The organism is Marinobacter sp. VGCF2001 (assembly GCF_049943275.1).
Taxonomy (GTDB): domain Bacteria; phylum Pseudomonadota; class Gammaproteobacteria; order Pseudomonadales; family Oleiphilaceae; genus Marinobacter.
In genome coordinates, this window is record NZ_JBNFVX010000025.1 from 1 (window position 1) to 20,263 (window position 20,263).

Annotated in this window: 20 protein-coding genes; 9 read left to right on the forward strand and 11 right to left on the reverse strand. The window is 59.0% G+C overall.

Annotated elements, in window-relative coordinates; all coding sequences use genetic code 11:
* Positions 1 to 214: 214 nt before the first annotated feature.
* Both ACP2AU_RS16140 and ACP2AU_RS16145 read right to left on the reverse strand, forming a co-directional pair.
* Positions 215 to 892, reverse strand: a complete 678-nt coding sequence (locus tag ACP2AU_RS16140; RefSeq protein WP_426377250.1) for an SIR2 family NAD-dependent protein deacylase — start codon at positions 890 to 892, stop codon at positions 215 to 217.
* Positions 892 to 2,295, reverse strand: a complete 1,404-nt coding sequence (locus tag ACP2AU_RS16145) for an FAD-binding oxidoreductase (RefSeq protein WP_426377251.1) — start codon at positions 2,293 to 2,295, stop codon at positions 892 to 894. The genes ACP2AU_RS16140 and ACP2AU_RS16145 overlap by 1 nt, the downstream gene beginning before the upstream one ends.
* Positions 2,296 to 2,484: 189 nt before the next feature.
* On the opposite strand from ACP2AU_RS16145, the gene serA reads away from it, so the two are divergent.
* Together serA and ACP2AU_RS16155 are read left to right on the forward strand one after the other, a co-directional pair.
* On the forward strand, positions 2,485 to 3,714 hold the full coding sequence (gene serA, locus ACP2AU_RS16150) for a phosphoglycerate dehydrogenase (RefSeq protein ID WP_426377252.1): 1,230 nt from the start codon (positions 2,485 to 2,487) through the stop codon (positions 3,712 to 3,714).
* Positions 3,715 to 3,901: 187 nt separating this feature from the next.
* On the forward strand, positions 3,902 to 4,186 hold the full coding sequence (locus tag ACP2AU_RS16155) for a hypothetical protein (RefSeq protein ID WP_426377253.1): 285 nt from the start codon (positions 3,902 to 3,904) through the stop codon (positions 4,184 to 4,186).
* A 74-nt stretch (positions 4,187 to 4,260) separates the two neighbouring features.
* On the opposite strand, the gene ACP2AU_RS16160 is transcribed toward ACP2AU_RS16155, so the two are convergent.
* Positions 4,261 to 4,917 (reverse strand): OmpA family protein, encoded by a 657-nt coding sequence (locus ACP2AU_RS16160; RefSeq protein WP_426377254.1) that lies wholly within the window; start codon positions 4,915 to 4,917, stop codon positions 4,261 to 4,263.
* Between the two features lie 54 nt (positions 4,918 to 4,971).
* Positions 4,972 to 5,961, reverse strand: coding sequence for an alpha/beta hydrolase (locus ACP2AU_RS16165; RefSeq protein WP_426377255.1), 990 nt, complete (start codon positions 5,959 to 5,961; stop codon positions 4,972 to 4,974).
* A gap of 70 nt (positions 5,962 to 6,031) precedes the next feature.
* On the opposite strand from ACP2AU_RS16165, the gene ACP2AU_RS16170 reads away from it, so the two are divergent.
* Complete coding sequence (locus ACP2AU_RS16170) at positions 6,032 to 6,925, forward strand: alpha/beta hydrolase (protein WP_426377256.1); 894 nt, start codon at positions 6,032 to 6,034, stop codon at positions 6,923 to 6,925.
* Here the strand turns inward: ACP2AU_RS16170 and ACP2AU_RS16175 are convergent.
* The 3 genes from ACP2AU_RS16175 to ACP2AU_RS16185 form a co-directional block, all read right to left on the reverse strand.
* Positions 6,903 to 7,181, reverse strand: coding sequence for a GIY-YIG nuclease family protein (locus ACP2AU_RS16175; RefSeq protein WP_426377257.1), 279 nt, complete (start codon positions 7,179 to 7,181; stop codon positions 6,903 to 6,905). The genes ACP2AU_RS16170 and ACP2AU_RS16175 overlap by 23 nt on opposite strands.
* Positions 7,174 to 8,079 (reverse strand): DMT family transporter, encoded by a 906-nt coding sequence (locus tag ACP2AU_RS16180; protein WP_426377258.1) that lies wholly within the window; start codon positions 8,077 to 8,079, stop codon positions 7,174 to 7,176. The genes ACP2AU_RS16175 and ACP2AU_RS16180 overlap by 8 nt, the downstream gene beginning before the upstream one ends.
* A gap of 79 nt (positions 8,080 to 8,158) precedes the next feature.
* Positions 8,159 to 9,001, reverse strand: a complete 843-nt coding sequence (locus ACP2AU_RS16185) for a 23S rRNA (adenine(2030)-N(6))-methyltransferase RlmJ (protein WP_426377259.1) — start codon at positions 8,999 to 9,001, stop codon at positions 8,159 to 8,161.
* Positions 9,002 to 9,165: 164 nt separating this feature from the next.
* Here ACP2AU_RS16185 and ACP2AU_RS16190 point away from each other — a divergent pair, with 164 nt between their 5' ends.
* The 5 genes from ACP2AU_RS16190 to ACP2AU_RS16210 all read left to right on the forward strand — a co-directional run bounded on the left by ACP2AU_RS16190 (position 9,166) and on the right by ACP2AU_RS16210 (position 15,554).
* Positions 9,166 to 10,461: an imelysin family protein gene (locus ACP2AU_RS16190; RefSeq protein ID WP_426377260.1), complete on the forward strand. Its 1,296-nt coding sequence runs from the start codon at positions 9,166 to 9,168 to the stop codon at positions 10,459 to 10,461.
* A 138-nt stretch (positions 10,462 to 10,599) separates the two neighbouring features.
* Positions 10,600 to 12,009, forward strand: coding sequence for a di-heme oxidoredictase family protein (locus ACP2AU_RS16195; RefSeq protein WP_426377261.1), 1,410 nt, complete (start codon positions 10,600 to 10,602; stop codon positions 12,007 to 12,009).
* A gap of 9 nt (positions 12,010 to 12,018) precedes the next feature.
* On the forward strand, positions 12,019 to 13,053 hold the full coding sequence (locus tag ACP2AU_RS16200; RefSeq protein WP_426377262.1) for an imelysin family protein: 1,035 nt from the start codon (positions 12,019 to 12,021) through the stop codon (positions 13,051 to 13,053).
* Complete coding sequence (locus tag ACP2AU_RS16205; protein WP_426377263.1) at positions 13,054 to 14,160, forward strand: DUF1513 domain-containing protein; 1,107 nt, start codon at positions 13,054 to 13,056, stop codon at positions 14,158 to 14,160.
* 47 nt (positions 14,161 to 14,207) lie between these two features.
* Positions 14,208 to 15,554, forward strand: coding sequence for an MFS transporter (locus tag ACP2AU_RS16210; protein ID WP_426377264.1), 1,347 nt, complete (start codon positions 14,208 to 14,210; stop codon positions 15,552 to 15,554).
* 15 nt (positions 15,555 to 15,569) lie between these two features.
* Here the strand turns inward: ACP2AU_RS16210 and ACP2AU_RS16215 are convergent, their stop codons facing one another.
* The 4 genes from ACP2AU_RS16215 to ACP2AU_RS16230 form a co-directional block, all read right to left on the reverse strand.
* Positions 15,570 to 15,938: a DUF4870 family protein gene (locus ACP2AU_RS16215; RefSeq protein WP_426377265.1), complete on the reverse strand. Its 369-nt coding sequence runs from the start codon at positions 15,936 to 15,938 to the stop codon at positions 15,570 to 15,572.
* Between the two features lie 78 nt (positions 15,939 to 16,016).
* Entirely contained in the window at positions 16,017 to 17,666 is a 1,650-nt protein-coding gene (locus ACP2AU_RS16220) for a methyl-accepting chemotaxis protein (protein WP_426377266.1), read from the reverse strand.
* A gap of 312 nt (positions 17,667 to 17,978) precedes the next feature.
* Entirely contained in the window at positions 17,979 to 18,293 is a 315-nt protein-coding gene (locus tag ACP2AU_RS16225; RefSeq protein ID WP_426377267.1) for a hypothetical protein, read from the reverse strand.
* Positions 18,294 to 18,372: 79 nt separating this feature from the next.
* Positions 18,373 to 18,624 (reverse strand): hypothetical protein, encoded by a 252-nt coding sequence (locus tag ACP2AU_RS16230; protein ID WP_426377268.1) that lies wholly within the window; start codon positions 18,622 to 18,624, stop codon positions 18,373 to 18,375.
* A gap of 183 nt (positions 18,625 to 18,807) precedes the next feature.
* Here ACP2AU_RS16230 and ACP2AU_RS16235 point away from each other — a divergent pair, with 183 nt between their 5' ends.
* Positions 18,808 to 20,121, forward strand: a complete 1,314-nt coding sequence (locus ACP2AU_RS16235) for an alkane 1-monooxygenase (protein ID WP_426377269.1) — start codon at positions 18,808 to 18,810, stop codon at positions 20,119 to 20,121.
* Positions 20,122 to 20,263: the final 142 nt, after the last annotated feature.

The following is a 20,263-nucleotide window of genomic DNA, read 5'->3' on the forward strand; positions in this document are numbered from 1 at the left end:
TGCCGGGCATTACTGGATGTTGAAGCGGCTCGGTGTGCAAGCGGCATTCAAAAGTGAACTGGAGAAATACCTGAGAGGTTGAGGCAAGAGCCCTGTCGGGGAGTGCCTTCCAAAACTGTGCGGAGCTATGGGTGGCGGAGCCCAAGCGCCACAGGGATGTGCCGAAGGAGCGTGTTTTGGAAGGCACTCCCCGACAGGGCTCCTTACTCCGAAGTCAAAAAAAGCGAGAAGCCCACTCCCGAACCCCCTCCGAGGCACCTTTGCGAATCACCCGCGCCCGGGACACCGAGGCGGGGGCGCCCGGGTCGATGACCGTGATGGGCACATCGATGTCCACCTCGTACACCAAGCCTGCCGCCGGATACACTTGCAGTGACGTGCCGACGATCAGCAACTGATCGGCGGTCCGCACCACCTCGGCCGCCGCATCCAGCATCGGCACTTCCTCGCCAAACCAGACAATGTGGGGACGAAGCTGGGCACCGTGGCCACACGTGTCACCCGGGTTGATATCGTTGTAGCCGATGTCGTAGACCAGTTCCGGGTCCACAGAACTGCGCGCCTTGGTCAACTCTCCATGCAAATGCAGCACATGGCTGGACCCGCCCCGTTCGTGCAGATCATCGACATTCTGGGTAACCACGGTCACCCGGTGCCGGCGCTCCAGTTCGGCCAGAAGCCGGTGTGCCGGGTTGGGTTCAACCGCCCGCAATTGCCGGCGGCGTTCATTGTAAAAGCGCAAAACCAGCTCCCGGTTGCGCTCGAACGCCTCCGGGGTGGCCACATCGTAGACACTGTGCTGCTCCCACAGCCCGTCGTTATCACGAAAGGTTGAAAGACCGCTTTCGGCGCTGATGCCAGCGCCGGTGAGCACCACAATATGCTGTTGCATCAGTCGAAGATCTTGCCCGGGTTCATGATGTTATTGGGGTCGAATACCTGCTTGATGCCGCGCAAATAGGCAATTTCCGCCTCGCTGCGCGTATATTGCAGATACGGTTTTTTGGTCATGCCCACGCCATGCTCGGCAGAGACGCTGCCCTGATAACGCTCAACAATCTCGAACACCCACTTATTCACCTGCTGACACTTCTCGAAGAAATCTTCTTTGGCCATAGCCTCGGGCTTGAGAATGTTCAGATGCAGGTTGCCATCACCGATATGGCCGAACCAGATGATTTCAAAATCCGGATAGTGTTCCGTCACCACATCATCGATTTCCTGCAGAAAGCCCGGCACTTTGGAAACCACCACCGAGATATCATTCTTGTAGGGAATCCGGGGCGCGATGGACTCGGAAATGCGCTCCCGCAGCTGCCAAAGATTCTGCGCCTGGGTCTCACTCTGGCTGATCACGCCATCCAGCACCCAGCCTTCTTCTACACAGTGCTCAAACAGGGCCATGGCATCGTCCATCACCTGGTCAGACACCGCCTCGAACTCCAACAACGCATAATAGGGTGCTTCGGTCTCGAACGGGGCCGGTACCTGGCCATGGGCCAGGACATGACCCATCGCCTGATGCGAGAAAAATTCGTAGGCGGTCAGGTCGAGCTTTTTCTGGAACGCCTGCAAGACATCCATGGTATTGCTCAGGTCGCCCAGGCCCAGTACCAGTACGGTCAGATCATCCGGCTTGCGGGTAAGCTTCATAGTCGCTTCGGTAATGAAGCCCAATGTGCCCTCGGCGCCAATAAACAGGTGACGCAGGTCGTAACCGGTGTTGTTCTTCGCCAGATCCTTGTTCAGATCCAGAACATCACCGTTGCCGGTGACCACTTTCAGCCCGGCCACCCAGTCCCGGCTCATGCCCCAGCGAATGACCTTGATGCCGCCGGCGTTGGTCGACAAATTACCGCCTAACTGGCTGGAGCCGGCAGAGGCAAAATCCACCGGGTAATACAGGCCATTCTCTTCGGCAAAGCCCTGGAGCTGCTCGGTCACTACGCCGGCCTGGCAACGGACCGTGCGATCACTGGCATTGAAGTCCAGAATCCGGTTCATGTTATCGAAGGCCACCACAACCTCGCCGTTGGCAGCGACCGCTCCGGCACTGAGCCCGGTACGGCCACCCGAAGGCACCAGCGCCACCTGATTCTCATTGGCAAATTTCACCAGCGCCTGCACCTGTTCCGTGGTTTTGGGCAAAACGATGGCCAAAGGCCTGGGCGGATAAATCTTCGTCCAGTCCTTACCATAATTGTCCAGATCGGCCGGATCAGTCAGGACTTTTCCGGGGTTTTCCGGCGTGGCAACCAGATGTTTTAGGGAGGCGATAATCTGTTCAGAGCTCATGGATGCATCAGTCTCTTCGAGTTTGGGCCAGAACCTGCTCAGAATTCACTCACAAAGAATTGATTCAGGCAAACCGGCGCGCTGTGAAAGTCTGGGATTATGGTATCATACCGCCCCTGTTCTGTGAGCCAGGCCGACGATCCCTGGCTTCAGGTCATTTCACGTGACGAAAGGTTCGGAAGCAAGCCCATGTCAAATACGTCTCTCGAAAAGAGCAAAATCCGGATCCTGCTGCTGGAAGGCGTGCATCAATCTGCCGTTGATACCCTGAATGCCGCGGGTTACACCAATATCGAGTATCTGACCCATTCGCTGGGTGAAGAAGAGCTGATCGAGAAGATTGCCGATGCGCACTTCGTTGGTATCCGCTCGCGCACCCAGCTGACTGAGAAAGTATTTGAAGCCGCCAGAAAGCTGGTGGCCGTGGGCTGCTTCTGTATTGGCACCAACCAGGTCAACCTCCAGGCGGCTACACGCCGCGGTGTGGCCGTTTTCAACGCGCCTTTCTCCAACACCCGCTCTGTTGCCGAGCTGGTACTGGCGCAGGCTATCCTGTTGCTGCGTGGCGTGCCCGAGAAAAACGCCAAAGCTCATCGTGGTGAATGGCTGAAATCCGCCAAGAACAGCTACGAGATTCGTGGCAAGAAGCTGGGCATCATCGGCTACGGCAACATCGGCACCCAATTCAGTGTGCTGGCCGAAAGCCTTGGAATGGACGTCTACTTCTACGATGTGGTGTCCAAGCTACCGATTGGTAATGCCACGCAGGTCGGCACCCTGCAGGAACTGCTCAACCTTGCCGATGTCGTTTCCCTGCACGTTCCTGAAACGCCGGCCACCAAATATATGTTCAAGGCCGAGCAGTTCGCCCAGATGAAGCCCGGCTCCATTTTGATGAATGCCTCCCGCGGCACCGTGGTCGATATTGACGCTCTGGCCGAAGCCCTGAGCTCCGGCAAGCTGCTGGGCGCTGCCATCGACGTGTTCCCGGTGGAACCCAAATCCAACGACGAAGAGTTTGTCTCGCCGTTGCGCGAATTCGATAACTGCATCCTGACCCCGCACGTGGGCGGTTCAACCATCGAAGCTCAGGAAAACATCGGGCGCGAAGTGGCCGAGAAGCTGGCCATGTACAGTGACAACGGCACCTCCGTGTCTTCCGTCAACTTCCCGGAAGTGGCCCTGCCCTCGCACCCGAACCAGCATCGTTTGCTGCACATTCACGAGAACGTCCCGGGTGTGATGTCCGAAATCAACCAGGTATTTTCGGAAAATGCCATCAACATCTGCGGCCAGTACCTGCAAACCAAAGAAGACATTGGTTATGTGGTCATCGACGTTGATAAAGCCTACGGCGAGCTGGCGCTTGAGAAGCTCCGTCAGGTAAAAGGCACCATCCGCTGTCGCGTTCTGTTCTGATTCGCAGCGGGTAGCGAAAAACCGGAGCCTTCCCTGGAGGCTCCGGTTTTTTTTATGCCATTTCAGGCCACAACCCGTCATTTGAACGAAACGTAATACTCCCGCCCTTGAGATTCATCGGAACAAGGCCATGCTTACTGTTACCAGTCATCAAAACGGGCCTTACTGGCCTGGCATGGAGGTATTTATGTCTCTGAAGGAATCGCTGCAGAAGAAACTGGAAACCCAGACCGAATACTGGAGCAAACAGATCGAGAGTCTGCGCGCCGAGGCTGACGAGAAAATGGCCAAGGCCAAAGACGACGAGGCAGAAGCGGAAATTCAGAAAGATTTTTCCGAGCGCATCCAGTCTGTTGAAGACCATATCGAGACGGCCCGGAGCAAACTGGGCGAACTCAAGGACTCCGGTGAAGATCAGCTGGAGGATCTCAAAAAACGCATTGACGAGTGGCTGCCCAGCAATACCAACTGAAGCTAGACACCCCGGAACGCAAAAGCCCCGGCTCGCAGGCCGGGGCTTTTCTTAGCAGCAGTACTACCCGGAGTTTACTGCATCGGCACCAGCGTCAGCTCAACCCGGCGATTCTGCTCCCGGCCTGCCGCGGAATCGTTCGATGCAATCGGATAACGCTCACCGTAACCGGTTGCCCGGGTACGACGCGGCTCAATGCTCTGGTTCAGCAGAAAATCACGAACCGACGACGCCCGACGCTCGCTCAGCAGCTGGTTGTAGCTGTCGGCACCGGTGCTATCGGTATGTCCCTCAATCTGAATGATGGTCTTGTCGAACTCTTTCAACACCAGTGCCACCGACTCCAGCGTACCGGTAAAACCCGAGCGGATGCTGGACTGGTCGGTATCAAACGTAATGTTGCCCGGCATGATCAGGTCAATCTGGTCGCCGTTGCGGACAACCCGAACGCCGGTGCCTTCCAGCCGCTGCCGCAGCTGGGCTTCCTGACGATCCATGTAGTAACCGATACCACCACCAACAGCTGCGCCGCTGGCCGCGCCAATCAGGGCGCCCTTGCCCCGGTCACTGCTGCTGGAAGTCGCCGCACCAATGGCAGCGCCCCCGATAGCACCAATAATGCTGCCGGTGGTGGCATTCGAGGTTTTCTGTTCACCGGTGTACGGATCGTAGGTCATGCAACCACCAAGACCGGCTGTTGCCATAGCCAGGGCAAGAATCGTTTTTTTCACTGTCTTCTCCCACTTCTGTGATAGGTCGCTCGGAGCTTGCCGTCCTGGCCATTGTCAATCCGAGAACGTGTCGATAATGGTATTGAACACCGTCGCCTGCAAATCCTGGGCTTCGTTCACCAGGTGATGACGGCCGTCCGGTATTCTGCGTTCCTTCACCAAGGAAAATTTATTGCGGATGATCCGCAGGTTGTGCTGCCAGTCTACCGTCAGATCTTTTTCGCCCTGAACCACAGTCACCGGGAAATCCACGGGGCGCGCAGATTCGATATGCGGCACCCACTGGCGTAATGCGCTCACCCAGTCTACGTGCACAGCCCGCGCCTGCAGCGGATCGTGTTCGCGCAGGAATCGCAGGAACCGGGTATCGCCGCTGTTCTCGCCAAAGACCCGTTTCCAGCGACTGAGAAACGGTTTGACCAGGCTGTGGAGAATCTTCGCTCCCAGCCACCCCATCGGGCGAACCAGAGGTGCCAGCAACACCACTTTTTGAAAGGCCGACGTTTTCTGGTCGTGATGGTTCGACAGCAAATAGTCGATCAGTATAGCGCCGCCGGTGCTCTGCCCCACCGCATACCAGGGCCCCCGAATCTTGTTACTGACTCTGGCCATCACCTCCGACAGCACCGCCTGGTATTCCAGGAAACTGCCGATAGCCGCGGGCGTGCCGCTCGACAACCCATGGCCCGGCTGATCATACGCCATGACATCAAAGCCGGCGCCCAGGCAGCGGTCAATCAACTGGGTATAAAGGCCCACGTGATCGAAATAACCGTGCAGAATAAACACGGTACCCTTCGGGCTGGCGCTCTCCGGCAACCGGAAGTAATGCACCATGACCTGATGCCGCTCGGCCTCGATATAACCCTGATGGTAGTGAACCTCGGGGTGCTCTACCCAGAGATCCAGACCATAAAACCGGCAATACTCCTCCATTTCGGAACCGAGCTCCCGGCGGACAGAAGGATCGAATGGCTCAAGCCGGTCCAGCAGCGAGTGCCTGTCCCAATTCGGTATTTCTATGGTATCTGTTTTCCAGTACACGTAGAGTTAAACGCCTGTCATGAATCTATAAAGTCCGGTCATCGTAACGCATTCACACAGGAGAACACAGATGTTCCAGCCGCTTCTCGAAGCAGGGTTGAGAGGGACCATGCGCCATTTTGTGAAACCTGTCCTGTCCCGGACCTTTCCACTATCGGTGCAGCGTCGCTACACGCGGGAAGCCTATCGTACCTCCTACCCGCCCCGCGACATTACCTTTACCCGGCAAGATCTCGCTGGCGTACCGGTGTTGCACGCCAGCCCGAGCGGTGCCGCCGCTGGCACCGTGCTTTACTTTCACGGTGGTGGTTACGTCATGGGCTCTGCCGCCACCCACCGGGGCATCGCCGGCTATCTCGCCAAATTCTCAGGTTGCGATGTTCTGGTTCCGGATTACCGGCTGGCTCCAGAGCATCCCTTCCCCGCGGCCCCGGACGACGCCGAAGCGGTGTATCTGGCTCTCGTTAACCAGGGCGTGAGCCCGGAAACCATAGCCTTAGCGGGAGACTCGGCCGGCGGCGGGCTGTGCATTGCTCTCGCCATGCGACTGCGGGACCATAGCCATCCTCTGCCATCATCCATTACCTGCTTTTCCCCGTGGACCGATCTTTCCGAACAGGATCTGTATACCCCGGAGTGCGAACCGGTGCTGCACGCCGCCTGGACCTTCAAAGCGGCCAAGATGTATTCCAACGGCCTGCCATTGACGCACCCGCTGATCTCACCGGTCCATGGCGACCTGAGCGGATTGCCGCCTCTGCTGGTTCAGGTCGGTAGCCAGGAGGTTCTGCTGAACGACGCCAGAAGACTCATCGAGGCAGCCAAACAGCACCAGGTGGAAGCCACGCTGGAGATCTACAACAATCTCTGGCACGTGTTTCAGGTGCACGCCGCGCAGCTTGACCGGGCCAGGGATGCCCTGGCGGTCGCAGGCCAGCATATCAGTCATCATCTGGCAGGCTGACCCTGCCGAGAACCAACGCTTCCTTGCGGGACTTGGGCCAGCGTTTCACCCGCCATTCCAGCCGGGAGGCCCGGCTCCGGTCTCCCACCGGTACCCGGAACTCGAGGGTTAACGGGCCTTTGCCACGCAAACTGCGCGCGCCCCTGGGCGCCCCGGCCTGGTGCTCGGAAAATCGCCGATCCACATCCGTGGTGATCCCGGTATAAAGGCTGCCAGACCCGGTGCGCACCAGGTAAAGGTACCAACAATCAGCCACGCACCAGGGCCTGTTCCCGTTGACGGACTTTTTTCTGCTGCAGCCAGAGGCCGGCAATAATCAGAACCAGCCCAACGTAGGTGGAAGTCAGAATCACCTCACCAAGAATGAAATAGATAAACACGAGGGACAGAAACGGGGAAATAAAAATCAGATTGCTCACCTTCGAGGTGTTTTCCGCTTTTTTCATCGCCTGGGACCAGAGCACAAAGGCAATACCCATTTCAAAGACACCCACGTACACCGCCGCCGCTATCGAACCGCCGATGGGCATGGCCAGCCCGGCCGTCTGCCAACACGCAATGATGATCACCGGCAACCCGAACAGGAAATTCAGGAACAGCCCCACCACCGGGTCCCGGGTGTCACGGGTCGCAATCACCCAGTAAGACGCCCACACCAGAGTGCTGCCCAGGGCCAGCGATACCCCGAGCGGGTCGGAGAACGACAGAGACGTAACCGCACCCCGCGTGGCAATCACCACCACGCCGGCATAGCACACCAATCCCGCCAGAATATCGATTCTGCGCAATTTCTGCCCCAGAAAAGGCACCGAAAGATAAGCCAGCACCAGGGCCCAGGTGTAATTGAGGGGCTGGGCCTCCTGGGCCGGAAGCCGGTCAAAGGCTCCGAACAGCAGAAAATAATACAGGCAAGGGTTGATCAGCCCCATCGCCATAGATTGAACGTACTGGCCACGGCGCAACTGGAATACCTGCTTCCAGCGCCCCTGAACAATCAGGATCATGGCCATCACAACAATGGAGGCAGTGCACGCCACCAAAAGCATCTGAACGGGTGCCAGATCGGCAAGGGAGAGCTTGAATGCGGTCGCCACCGTGGACCACAGCAAAACGGTGGCCAAGCCGTAGATCATGGCTTGTTTCTGGTCCTTCATGAACACATTCCCGAAATCTCCCGTGCTTGGTGTTGCCTGTCGATGGAAAGACAACCGACAGCTGAATTCAGGGGCTGGCCTATTCAGGAATCAGCCACTCCATCCCGTGGGAGAGCCCGAGGCGCCCCGGGCCATGCAAGTCCGCCATCATCGCCCCCAGGCGCTCGTCAAAGCCCCATGGCGGGTTGATGATGAGCATACCAGAGCCCACCATGCCTCTCTCGGGCGGCTGATCCAGAGTCACTTCACTCTTCAGCACCTTGCGTACCGCGCCGGAGGTTTGCAAAACCTCTGTCAGCTTCTGCTCAAGGCCACTGGTGAGGATGGGGTACCAGACAAGGTAAACTCCATGCCGGCACTTTTTCCACGCGCGTGCCAGCGTGTGGGCGACGGCCTCATAATCGCTTTTGATTTCGTACGACGGATCAATCAACGTCAGCATGCGAGGCTGTGGAGGCGGCAGGCACTTCAGCAAGCCTTTCAGACCATCCTCATGCCTCACCTTAACACCGGCCTCATTGGCCCAACCGGCGAGTTGCCGCTCCTCGGCCGGATGCAACTCGAAGGCGGTTACCACATCGCCGGGACGAGACAATCTGGCAAACCAGGCCGGCGACCCCGGATAGTCCTGCAGCGGCCCGTCACCGGGGTTGTCTTCAGCCAACACCTTGAGGACCGGTTCCCAGTCGCTGCAAGCCAACTGCTCCCGAATCCGCCATAAGACCTGCACGCCTGCGTCAGCTTCAGCCGTTTTCCGGGCCCGCTCGCTGCGCAGGTCATACCGGGCACTGCCCGCGTGGGTATCGAAACAGGCAATAGCCGATTTCTTGGCCTGCATCATGGTCAGCGCCAGAGACAACGCAGCGTGCTTTTGAACGTCGGCAAAATTGCCGGCATGAAAGGCGTGAAGGTAACTCAGCATAACGGGCTCCGCAAAACAGGCTCTCATTAAGCCGCAGCCGTCGCCGGCACGCAAGGTATTACCTATCAAGCTACCAAAACCACTTGCCAGCGCCGCTTCGAAAGCATAACCTAAACGCCAATCTTTCCTATTTACAAGTAGATGATATTTTCATGGAGTTAGACATGACCCGACTGTTCCGCCCTGCACCACTGGCACTGACCATTGCCGCCGCCGCGACGGCGGGCTGCGCAAATGCCCCCTGGTCTGCCCAGACAAGTGAACCGGCCACCAAGGCCTCGGTTGTGGAACACTACGCGGATCTTGCCCACGCAACCTACGAAGACGCCCTGATCACCGCTCGCGCTCTGGACGAAGCGACCGACCGCCTGATTGCCAACCCTACCGACGCTAACCTGAAAGCCGCTAAACAGGCCTGGCTGGCAGCGCGTGTTCCTTATCAACAGTCCGAAGTCTTCCGTTTTGGTAACGCCATCGTTGACGACTGGGAAGGCCAACTGAATGCCTGGCCACTGGACGAGGGGCTGATCGACTACGTTGAAGCCGCCGACTACCAGCACGAACTCGGCAACGCCGGCGCGACCGCCAATATTGTTGCCAGCAACAGCATGACCGTGGGCGGCAAGACACTGAATGTGGCAACGCTCACGCCTGAGCTTCTGGCCGACCTGAACGAAGTGGGCGGGTCCGAAGCAAACGTCGCCACCGGCTACCACGCGGTGGAGTTCCTGCTCTGGGGCCAGGATCTGCACGGCTTCAAAACGGGTGCGGGCGAGCGCCCGGTGACCGACTACGCCAGGGGCAGCGACTGCACCAATGGCAACTGTGATCGCCGCGCCCGGTATCTGGACGCTGTGACCGACCTGCTGGTATCCGACCTGGAGTGGATGACCAGCCAGTGGGCACCCGATGCAGACAACAACTATCGCGAGCAGCTTACCTCAGCCGATGCTGATCAGGGTGTCCAGAAAATGCTGTTTGGTATGGGCTCTCTCTCCCTGGGTGAGCTGGCCGGCGAGCGAATGAAAGTAGCTCTGGAAGCGAATTCCTACGAGGACGAGCACGACTGCTTCAGCGATAACACCCACAACTCGCACTATTACAACGGCCAAGGCATCCAGAACGTGTATACCGGCACCTATCGCCGCGTGGATGGTTCTGTAGTTTCAGGCCCGTCTCTGTCTGACCTGGTTGAGCAAACCAATCCGGAACTGGATGCACGCCTGAACCGCCAGCTGGACGCCTCCATGGAAGCACTGGGGGTGATGAAAGCCCGTGCCGAGAGCAGCCAGAACCCGATGGCCTTTGACACCATGATCGCCCCCGGGAACACCGAAGGTTCCGGCATCGTGAACGATGCCATCATGGCCCTGGTTGAGCAGACTGGATCCATCGAGCAAGCCGCGCGGCAGCTGGGCATCGAGGCCCTGTCTCCGGACGATGCCGGGCACGCTTTCTGATCAGAACGGCTGCGATAACGTGGGGCCGGGAGCCAGACTCTCCCGGCCTCCAACAAACAAGAACAAGCCATGGAAAGCCTTCCTTTGTGCAAGGGGACGATTTTCCATGGCTTCTTTCATTCCGGAACGCGAGACATTATGAGACGAGCTCTTCTTTCCTGCCTGCTCCCGCTGGCACTGGGTGCGCAACCCCTGACCGCTGATACCCACGCCGGTTATCCGTTGCAAACGACCCCGGCCACCGGCGGTGACGGTACGGTAAGCCAGGCCGACACCAACGCCTACTCCCTGCCCCAGGGCAACCTGTCCATGACCAAACGCCTGGACTTCAGCGTAGGTAACAGCTTTTTCCGCAATCCCTGGGTTGAAGCCCCCGCCAGTACCGATGCCAGGGACGGGCTTGGCCCACTGTTCAACACCAACTCCTGCCAGGGCTGCCATATTAAAGATGGTCGCGGGCATCCGCCGGGTGTTGACGAACCCCCGGTGTCCCTGTTCCTGCGGCTGGCGGTACCCGCCGATCCAGTCAAGGATGCAGAGCTCCTGCGCAAGCACGGCTTCAAACCCGCACCGGTCTACGGCAGTCAATTGCAGACTGCGGCACTGCCGGCCGCAAAACCGGAAGCAGATCTGGTGATTGACTGGGAGCCGGTTCAGGAAACACTTGGCGATGGAACGGTGGTTGAACTGCGTAAACCGGAATACCGCATCGAGAAACCCAACTATGGCCCGATGCCGGCCAATTTGCTGGTTTCACCGCGGGTGGCACCACAAATGATCGGCATGGGACTGCTGGAAGCCATCCCCATCGCCGATCTTGAAGCCTTGGCCGACCCGGAAGATGCCGACCACAACGGGATTTCCGGCAAGCTCAATCAGGTGTGGGATGTCGCCAGCCAGCAAACGCTGCCGGGCCGCTTCGGCTGGAAAGCCGCGGAACCGGATGTCCACCAGCAAAGCATGGGCGCCTTCGCCGGCGATATGGGCCTGACCTCGTCCATCAAGCCCACCACCGACTGTACCCCGGAGCAACAGTGCGGACGGTTTACTCACGGTGGTGAGCCCGAAGTGAGCGACAAGGTCGCCAACTTTGTCACCTTCTATGCCAGGAGCCTGGCGGTACCCGCCCGCCGGAATATGGATTCGGACTCAGTGCAGAAGGGTGCAAGGCTGTTCAACGAGACCGGCTGCGCCGGATGCCACACCCCGAAACATCAGACCGGAGAAGTGGCCGATCGCCCGGACCTGAGCAATCAGACCATCTGGCCCTACACCGACCTCCTGCTGCATGACATGGGCCCGGCCCTGGCAGACGGCCGGGACGAGTTTCTCGCCAATGGCAACGAGTGGCGCACGCCACCACTCTGGGGCATCGGCCTGGCCCAAATGGTTAACCCCCAGTCCGGTTTTCTGCACGATGGTCGCGCCCGCACAATGGAAGAAGCCATCCTGTGGCATGGTGGCGAAGCCCGCCCGGCCGCAGACCGGTATCGACAGATGGCAGCAGAGGAACGCAGCGCCCTGATTGACTTTCTCAACTCACTCTGAGGATCCCCCATGCGAACCAGCACCCGATTATTCTGCGCCGCCATATTGGCCATCGGCTCCGGCATTGCGCTTGCCGACACTCCGGGAGAGCAGGCGCAGGCTCAATGGCACCAGGCGATCCAGGACGGATACACGACTCTGGCGACGAAAGCCCGAACCCTGGCCTCATCCGCCGGGCACTACTGCGAAAAACCCACCGAAGATGGCCGGAAAACGGTTGAAAGCGCCTGGCTTGGCGCCTTCCTCGCCTGGCAGCAGGTAAGGTTTGTCGATTTTGGCCCGGTGGAGAAAAACAACCGGGCCTGGCAATTCCAGTTCTGGCCGGACCCGAAAAATCTGGTGGCCCGCAAAGCCAGGTATCTGACCGGCACAGAGCAACCGGTGTCGGATGACACCATTGATGAGTCCGGCGTCGCAGTCCAGGGGTTCCCGATGGTCGAATATCTGCTTTTCGACCAGCAACTGCAGGATCATGACCAGGCTCTTCCAGCAACCAAAAGCTGCGAGATATTGACCGCAGTAACCCGCCATATCGCAGACAACAGCGCCCAACTGTCTGCCGACTGGTCAGATTTCAAAGAACATTATCTGGCGAACGAAGCGTATCGCGAGGCCACCATCAAAGCCGGCATGACCGCGCTTGAAATCCTCGAAGAACGCCGTCTGGCCCAGCCTATGGGGCTGAGAGGTAATAGCAAACGCAATCCCTACATCGCCGATGCCTGGCGCAGCGGCCATACTCTTGCAGCGGCCGAAGCCACCCTGGCCGGCCTGCACAGGCATTATCTTCCGGGCATCGAGAGCCTGTTGAAGACCCGGGGGCAAACCGACCTTGCCGAGCGCATCGACCAGCAATTCAACAAAGCCCTGAACCGGTTCCCGGACGACAAGGCCCCGATGGCGGCCCTGCTTGGCAATGATGAACAGTTCCGCACTTTGCAGGGGCTTTATGTACACATTGCCCAGTTAGCGACCCTGGTGAATGATCAGGCTGCAGTCAGTCTTGGCGTGGTCCGGGGCTTTAACTCCAGCGACGGCGACTGAATGGGTATCGACATGGCCATTAACCGCAGAACGTTTCTGAAAGCCGGTGCCCTGGCGGGGCTTACAACAGGCCTTCATGGCTGCAGTCTGTTGCCCCGGAAAACCGGCATTCACCCCGAACGCTACGCCGGCGCCGTCGGCTTGCCGGACGGAAGCTTCGGCGTCAGCGCCTTCAACCGCCAGGGCGGCGTTCAGTGGCAGGCACCGGTAGAAACGCGCTGTCACAGCGGCTGTCACCGGCCCGGCCAAACGGACATTCTGTTCTTTGAACGCCGGCCCGGGTGGTCGTTCTATGTGTTCGATGCCAACAACGGGCAGCGCCGCCACCGGGTTATGGCCGGAGACGGCGAACACTTCGTGGGGCATGGTGTGTTCTCCCCCGATGGCCGCTGGCTTTACGCCACGGCGAGCCGCTTTGAGGCGGGCGAGGGCATTGTTGCCGTCTACGACGCAGAACAGAACTATGAACGTGTCGGGACCTTTGAGCTTAACGGGATTGGGCCCCATGAAATCACCCTGCATCCAGACGGAAACACGCTGATTGTTGGCCTCGGAGGCATCCTGACCCACCCGGATTACGACCGCATAAAGCTCAACCTGGATTCTATGGAACCGGCACTGATTCTGATGGATCGTCGTTCCGGACGGTTGATGGGCCGGTTCACGCCCGCTCACCACCAGCAGAGTTCACGCCACGTTACAGCCAGCGCAGGCGGCAGCGTGTATGTCGCCTACCAGTACCAGGGGCCACTCTATGAGCAACCGCCGCTGTTGGCCCGGCTTCGGGACGGGCAACTTCAGGAGTACCGGTTTGGCGCCGACACCCAGAAAGCGCTGGCCAATTATATCGCCAGCGTGGTCGCCCACCCCGAAAACGATCTGGTGGCAGCGGCATCTCCGGTGGGAGGCACCGCCATCATCTTCCAGGGCAGAACCGGGCAACTGATGGCCCAGGCCAGCATCGCTGATTGCGCCGGCATTCAACCACTGGCCGGCGGCGATTTTCTGGTGTCATCCGGTCAGGGCCAACTGGTTCGTATGGCGGCCAATCAGCCAGCGCGGCAAATCGCCAGGCTGCCATTGCAGTGGGATCACCACCTGGTCTGAACAGAGCCCTACTGTCCTCCGACTTAAGGGAATCCGGCGCAACTGGTATGCTTGGCAAAATTTCCCCGGAGGACGGCCCATTGCCAGCAACCAAACCCGACACCATCGACCAGCTCTACGGCCTGATTGCCAACGAAGAAGACGCGCGGGTCTGTAAAGACATCCCGGCGGAAGCTTGCCGGGAAGTTCCCCGCAACTTTTTCCTGATTCTGTTCAGCAATGTTCTGACCAAGCTCGGGGATCTGCTGATCAGCCCCAAGACCGTCCTGGCCTGGCTGATGAGTGCGGTTGGTGCGCCGGCTCTGGTGGCGTGGCTGGTGCCCATTCGCGAATCCGGTTCGATGGTCCCCCAGATGGTCATTGCCGCCTGGGTTCGCCGGAAAGCCGTGCGCAAGTGGTTCTGGACTCTGGGCAGTTTCGGTCAGGCGGTCAGCGTGGCCGCCATGGCCGCCAGCGTCTGGTTCCTCGATGGCTACGCAGCCGGCGGTGGCATTGTGGCAGCACTGATCGTCTTTTCACTGGCACGGGGCTTCTGCTCAGTCTCCATGAAAGACGTACAGGGCAAATGTATCCCTAAAACCCGCCGGGGCAGGCTATCAGGCCTGGCAACCACCATCGGCGGCACCGCCACCGTCATTCTGACCGGCTTGCTGTTCTGGGACCGGGGCGATCCCACGCTCGTGTTCTACACCGTCTTGCTGTTACTGGCCGCCGCGCTCTGGATCATCGCCGGACTGTTGTTTGCCAATGTGGAAGAATACGCCGGGGAAACCGGGGGTGGCGCTAACGCCATGACCGAGGCCATGCAGAGCCTCTCTTTGCTCAGGGACGACGCCCCCTTTCGGCATTTTGTCATTACCCGCGCTCTGCTGCTGTGCTCGGCCCTGGCATCGCCCTATTTTGTAGTGCTGGCCCAACAGGAATCGGATATCGGCTGGATGCTCGGGGTATTCCTGCTCGCCAGCAGCCTGGCCAGCTCCCTTAGCGCCAGTTTCTGGGGCTGGGCCGCCGACACCTCCAGCCGGCGGGTGATGATCCGGGGGGCGGCCATGGCCAGCGGGGTTTGCCTGGCCGTGGGGCTTCTGGCGCTGTTGCTCGGCCCCGGTTTTGGCGGTGCCTGGTTCTACCCCATCGCATTTTTTGTACTGAGCATCGCCCACGCCGGTGTGCGCCTGGGCCGCAAGACTTATCTGGTGGATATGGCCGGCGGCAACAAGCGCACCGACTATACCGCCGTCAGTAACACCGTTATCGGGCTGCTGTTGCTGGTGACTGGTGCTTTCACGGCCGCCATCTCCCTGATTTCCGATGTCGCGGTCATCCTGGTGCTGGGGCTGATGGGCCTGGCCGGTATGCTGAGTGCGCTGCGCCTGAAAGAGGTAACTGAAGATTGAACCGGGCAGGCCCCGTTATACCGGGGCCTTGCCATCGTTGAGGGCGAGTGCGCCTTTGACAATGCGATAGATAACCCAGATCGCAATCCCCAGCAGAATAAACCAGCCGACAATCAGCATGGTGGTCATCACACCAATCACGGTCCAAAGCAAGCCAATCCAGAAGGTGCGGATCTGCCAGCGAAAATGCGGTTCAATCCAGCTGCCGCGGATATCATCCAGTTTTACGTAGTTGATGATGACGCCGACCAGCGCGGTCACGCCTCCCAGAAAAAAAGACAACCCCTGCAGGATATAGACAACCACAGCCAGATTCCGCGCTGAGCTGGGCTCTTGAGAGGGTTGCTGTTCCGGGTTTGCCGGTATGTATTCAGGTTCGGGCACACGGTTTCTCCTTACAAGGTCTTTGACAGTCTATCACAGCGTCCATGGCGGCCCATTACAACGAACAGGCGGAGTCGGCTACGAAGTTCCGTACCCGGAAGGCCGATAGCCAACCCGGAATCCTCCCCAGTGCTTGCCGTTAACAAAGATCGGGACCGAGAGATCGTGCATGATCTCGCCGGTATCCCGCCGATAGGTCTGCAGCAGCATATGTTGCGTGTGACTGCCGCAGCGAATGCCGGTGCGGTCATTGAACAGGCGCTTGCTCCGGCTCTTGACCAGATCCAACTCCGGATTCCCCGTTGGTGAATGCGCAAACGCCTTGTTATGGGTCGGCACGTAGCCGTCCGGTGTGCAGGCTATGGCGAACACAATCGCCTCATGGGCATTCTTGATGGGTTCCTGAATCGCCGGGAGGAACTGATCGGTAAACCCGTCAAAACGGCTTCCGTATTGCTGGGGATCGGTACCGGCAATGGCGGTACGTTTGTTATCAAACAGCGCAGACTCAGCCAGTCTGCCGTCGCGAATGGCGCTCTCGAGCAACCCGCCAATCTGCCCGGCCCCCTCCCGCGCCTGATCATAGAAAAACCGGTGATAGCTCTCCTGGCTGTTCAAGGCAAACGCCGCATTGGCGGTCTCTGCCAGTTCCATCAGGGTGGCCGCCTGCTTGGCCAGAGAGGCGACACTGGTATCACTCTGTGCAATATGGTCGCCCACGGTTTCTATAGCGGAGAACACCTGGGCCAGGCTGTGTTCATTGTTCTGGTCAATTTCGGCAATACGGGCCACCTGCAGTTGAACCCGGTCCGACTGGTCCCGAATCTGGTCCAGCTGCCCCCCCACGCTCTCAACCGAGGCCAAACCCTCCTCAACCGTTTTCGCCAGCGATTCAATCCGGCAAACAATGATCGTAGTATCGTTCTGGATGTCGTCCAGGGTATCGGCGACCTCACTGGTCGCTTGCGCCGTTCTTCCAGCCAGCTGCCTTATCTCGTCTGCCACCACGGCAAATCCGCGCCCCTGCTCACCAGCACGTGCAGCCTCGATGGCGGCATTGAGCGCCAACAGATTGGTCTGCTCGGCAATGCCTTTGATGGTCGCTGTCACCCCCTGGATCTTGCCGGATTTTTCGTCCAGGTTCTGTATCAGCCGAAGATTTTCAGCCGACTGTTCGTGCACAAGTCGGACATTCTCAATGGCCGACACCAGGGCCTGGCGCCCCTCTGCACTGACTTCCCTGTTCTGCAGCGCCATGGCTGCCGCGTCAGTGGCCTGTTCGGAAGACTCCCGTACCGATTCCGTTATCTGGCCCGCGTAGTCCGCCATCTGGGCGGTCTCTGCCACTTGCCGATCCAGGCGCTGTTTTACCTGATCTGCCGCAAAAGAGACCTCCGCAGCAGAAATGGCATTCCTGTCGGCACTGGCCGACAGGGTTTCGATAAGTGCCTTGCCTGCCCGGGCATCTTTCAGCAGCCGGGCGCATCGGGCCCGCAGGGGATGATCCTCCGCCAGGGTACCCTCATCGAGCTCGGCAATACTCCGCTCGATCGGCTCAAGAACCCTCAACACCAGATAGCTGGCCGCCACCGCGAGGCCCGCCAATAACCCGATGAGAACCGAGGCAGCGTCCAGCCCTGTCACCGTTGCCACCAGGCCAAAGACAACGCCAACGGCGGCGGCAATGCCCGCACCCTGGAAAATTGTGCTGCGATCGAGTAACCCCATACTGCCCTCTTCTTTATTATTGCAAACGCAAACATCTTGTTATTGCAGGCCTTCTCTGAGGGTAAATAAATGATATAGGTTAATAACTGCGACTTTAGTTGGCCAGGTAACGATCAGCAGCGCATATTGACACGGCCTGGCCATCCGGATGCGACCGCCTTTGGCGAAGCCGGCAACCGCTCGCGCTCGGCAACGATTGTGATCTATCGTGAAGACGGAGGGGAACTGGCGCCCTGACGAACATCAAAAGCGCCAATGGAATACACCTGACCGGCGTCTGCCGCCGGTCAGCTGAATCCTTACACAGGCGGGTTACTGGGTTACTTCGTCATAGCCTTCTTCCATGGAGTCACCGGCATTTTCCATGGACTCCCCGATTTCATCGGCAGCATCTTCGATTTCGTCACCGGCATTTTCTGCGCCTTCCTGAATTTCGCCAACCACCCCTTCATCCTGGCCGGTGGCCTCTTCCCAGGTTTCTTCAGTGGCATTGGCGGCATCGTCCATCATTTCACCGGCATTTTCACCCGCTTCTTCGAAATCTGCACCTTCATCGCTCTCCGAGCTGCAGGCTGAAAGCCCAAGAGTGGCAACAAGTGCGAGCGCGCTCAGGGTCAATTTGTTCATAACCTATCCTTTTGTCGTTCCGGGTTGATTTCACCGATAGCGTAGGTGCAGGCCCCGGTGAATAGCAATTACCAGGTAATTACTCTTTGGTTAGGCGCTGACCATCGATCATCATGATGTGGTCTGCAGCGACCACCTGGCCTTTTCCCACCACAACGAAATCCCGCCCGGCTCTGCTGAGCACATCACGAATTACGCCATGGACTACGTAAACCTGGCCGTTAGGGTCCTGATAGATAATCTCGGCCAGTTTCATGGCCCTCACGTACTCTTGCAGCCGCTGCTGCACAGTCCAGGGCATGGTGGCCGGAGACGGGGTCGAGGCACTCATATCACGTTTCCCTGTTCTTTTTGTTTGCCAAAAGTCTGGACCACCAGCCGCAAATCCGCCAACGGAAAATAGTTTGTCATTGCAGGCCAGTTTCCTGGCTGGCATTTGGCCGACTGTTGTATTGATAGATTGTCCGACATAAATTAAACAAACAATCATAACGACAGTCACGGAGAGCCCGATATGAATGCCAAAGTGAAAGGGTCGCTTAACGCGAATCAGATTGAGACACCGAAACCTGCCGGAGACACCGGGCCCGATGGAATCTCCGCTTCCGGAGCAGAAAACTGGAAAGACCCCAAACGCTATCTATGGCTGCTCGGGCCTGCCCTGCCCGGTATCGGCCTGGCGGCACTCACCGGCTACGCACTGGCGCCCAAAAAGCTGAAAGCCCTGGCCTGGACAGGACCGGCACTGGTGCATGGCATCATTCCGGCGCTGGATCGGGCCATCGGCGAAGACAAAAGCAACCCACCGGAATCGGCGGTAAAAAGCCTGGAACAGGACAAATACTACGACCGTATTGTGAAGGCGTTTATCCCCACCCAGTACGCCATGACCTTTATGGGCGCCTGGCTGGCCAGCCGCAAAAGCACGCCACTTGAAGACAAGATCGGCCTGACCCTGACCGTGGGTGCCATCAACGGGGTGGGTATCAATACCGGCCACGAGCTGGGCCACAAGTCCAACAAACTGAACAAACTGAACAAACTGATGGCCATGGCAGCACTGGCCCCCACCGGCTACACCCACTTTGTGGTGGAGCATAATTTCGGCCATCACAAGCGGGTAGCGACACCGGAAGACCCTGCCAGCAGCCGCATGGGCGAGAGTTTCTGGAAGTTCCTGCCGCGCACCGTGTTCGGCGGCATCAAGTCGTCGGTCAAGATCGAAAAGGCAAGGCTGGAACGCAAGGGTAAGCGCTTCTGGAGTCTCGATAACGAACTGCTGCAGGGCTGGGCCATGACGGCCGGGTTCTTTGGCGCCACCACGCTAGCCTGCGGCCCAAGGGCGGTGCCTTTCCTGGCGGCCCAGGCGGTTTATGGCGCGAGTCTGTTGGAGAGCGTGAATTACATCGAGCACTATGGTCTGCTGCGGCAGAAAGACGAGCACGGCAAATACGAGCGGACGAAGCCGGAGCACAGCTGGAACAGCAATCACATTGTGACCAATCTGTTCCTGTATCAGTTGCAGCGGCATTCGGACCACCACGCCCATCCGAGCCGGAGTTTCCAGGCCTTGCGCCATTTTGAAAAGGCACCCCAGTTGCCGGGTGGTTATGCCTCGATGCTGTTGCCGGCTTACCTGCCGCAGTGGTGGTACGAGACCATGGATAAGCGGGTGATTGACCACTATGAAGGGGATCTGTCGAAGATCAACTGGGACCCTGATCGCAAGGAGGAGTTGATGGCCAGGTATGCGGATTACGCCGCGAAAGTGGCGGCAGAAGCTGCGGCTCGGCGGGCTGGCTCTTCTTCTGAGTCTGAGGCAGCCTGAGTCCGGGAGTTATGTTTCGGCCCTGGCCTTCGAGTTGGGTGCCGGCTGGGGGGGGGGGGGGGGGGGGGGGGGGGGGGGGGGGGGGGGGGGGGGGGGGGGGGGGGGGGGGGGAGGGGGGGGGGGGGGGGGGGGGGGGGGGGGG

Bases quoted from the DNA above. Each gene is read 5' to 3' on its own strand.
- ACP2AU_RS16225 (WP_426377267.1), bottom strand. From the start codon at position 18,293: ATGAACAAATTGACCCTGAGCGCGCTCGCACTTGTTGCCACTCTTGGG.
- ACP2AU_RS16230 (WP_426377268.1), bottom strand. From the start codon at position 18,624: ATGAGTGCCTCGACCCCGTCTCCGGCCACCATGCCCTGGACTGTGCAG.
- ACP2AU_RS16140 (WP_426377250.1), bottom strand. From the start codon at position 892: ATGCAACAGCATATTGTGGTGCTCACCGGCGCTGGCATCAGCGCCGAA.
- ACP2AU_RS16155 (WP_426377253.1), top strand. From the start codon at position 3,902: ATGTCTCTGAAGGAATCGCTGCAGAAGAAACTGGAAACCCAGACCGAA.
- ACP2AU_RS16180 (WP_426377258.1), bottom strand. From the start codon at position 8,079: ATGAAGGACCAGAAACAAGCCATGATCTACGGCTTGGCCACCGTTTTG.
- ACP2AU_RS16220 (WP_426377266.1), bottom strand. From the start codon at position 17,666: ATGGGGTTACTCGATCGCAGCACAATTTTCCAGGGTGCGGGCATTGCC.
- ACP2AU_RS16145 (WP_426377251.1), bottom strand. From the start codon at position 2,295: ATGAGCTCTGAACAGATTATCGCCTCCCTAAAACATCTGGTTGCCACG.
- ACP2AU_RS16200 (WP_426377262.1), top strand. From the start codon at position 12,019: ATGCGAACCAGCACCCGATTATTCTGCGCCGCCATATTGGCCATCGGC.
- ACP2AU_RS16190 (WP_426377260.1), top strand. From the start codon at position 9,166: ATGACCCGACTGTTCCGCCCTGCACCACTGGCACTGACCATTGCCGCC.
- ACP2AU_RS16205 (WP_426377263.1), top strand. From the start codon at position 13,054: ATGGGTATCGACATGGCCATTAACCGCAGAACGTTTCTGAAAGCCGGT.
- ACP2AU_RS16210 (WP_426377264.1), top strand. From the start codon at position 14,208: ATGCTTGGCAAAATTTCCCCGGAGGACGGCCCATTGCCAGCAACCAAA.
- ACP2AU_RS16235 (WP_426377269.1), top strand. From the start codon at position 18,808: ATGAATGCCAAAGTGAAAGGGTCGCTTAACGCGAATCAGATTGAGACA.
- ACP2AU_RS16185 (WP_426377259.1), bottom strand. From the start codon at position 9,001: ATGCTGAGTTACCTTCACGCCTTTCATGCCGGCAATTTTGCCGACGTT.
- ACP2AU_RS16170 (WP_426377256.1), top strand. From the start codon at position 6,032: ATGTTCCAGCCGCTTCTCGAAGCAGGGTTGAGAGGGACCATGCGCCAT.
- serA (WP_426377252.1), top strand. From the start codon at position 2,485: ATGTCAAATACGTCTCTCGAAAAGAGCAAAATCCGGATCCTGCTGCTG.
- ACP2AU_RS16195 (WP_426377261.1), top strand. From the start codon at position 10,600: ATGAGACGAGCTCTTCTTTCCTGCCTGCTCCCGCTGGCACTGGGTGCG.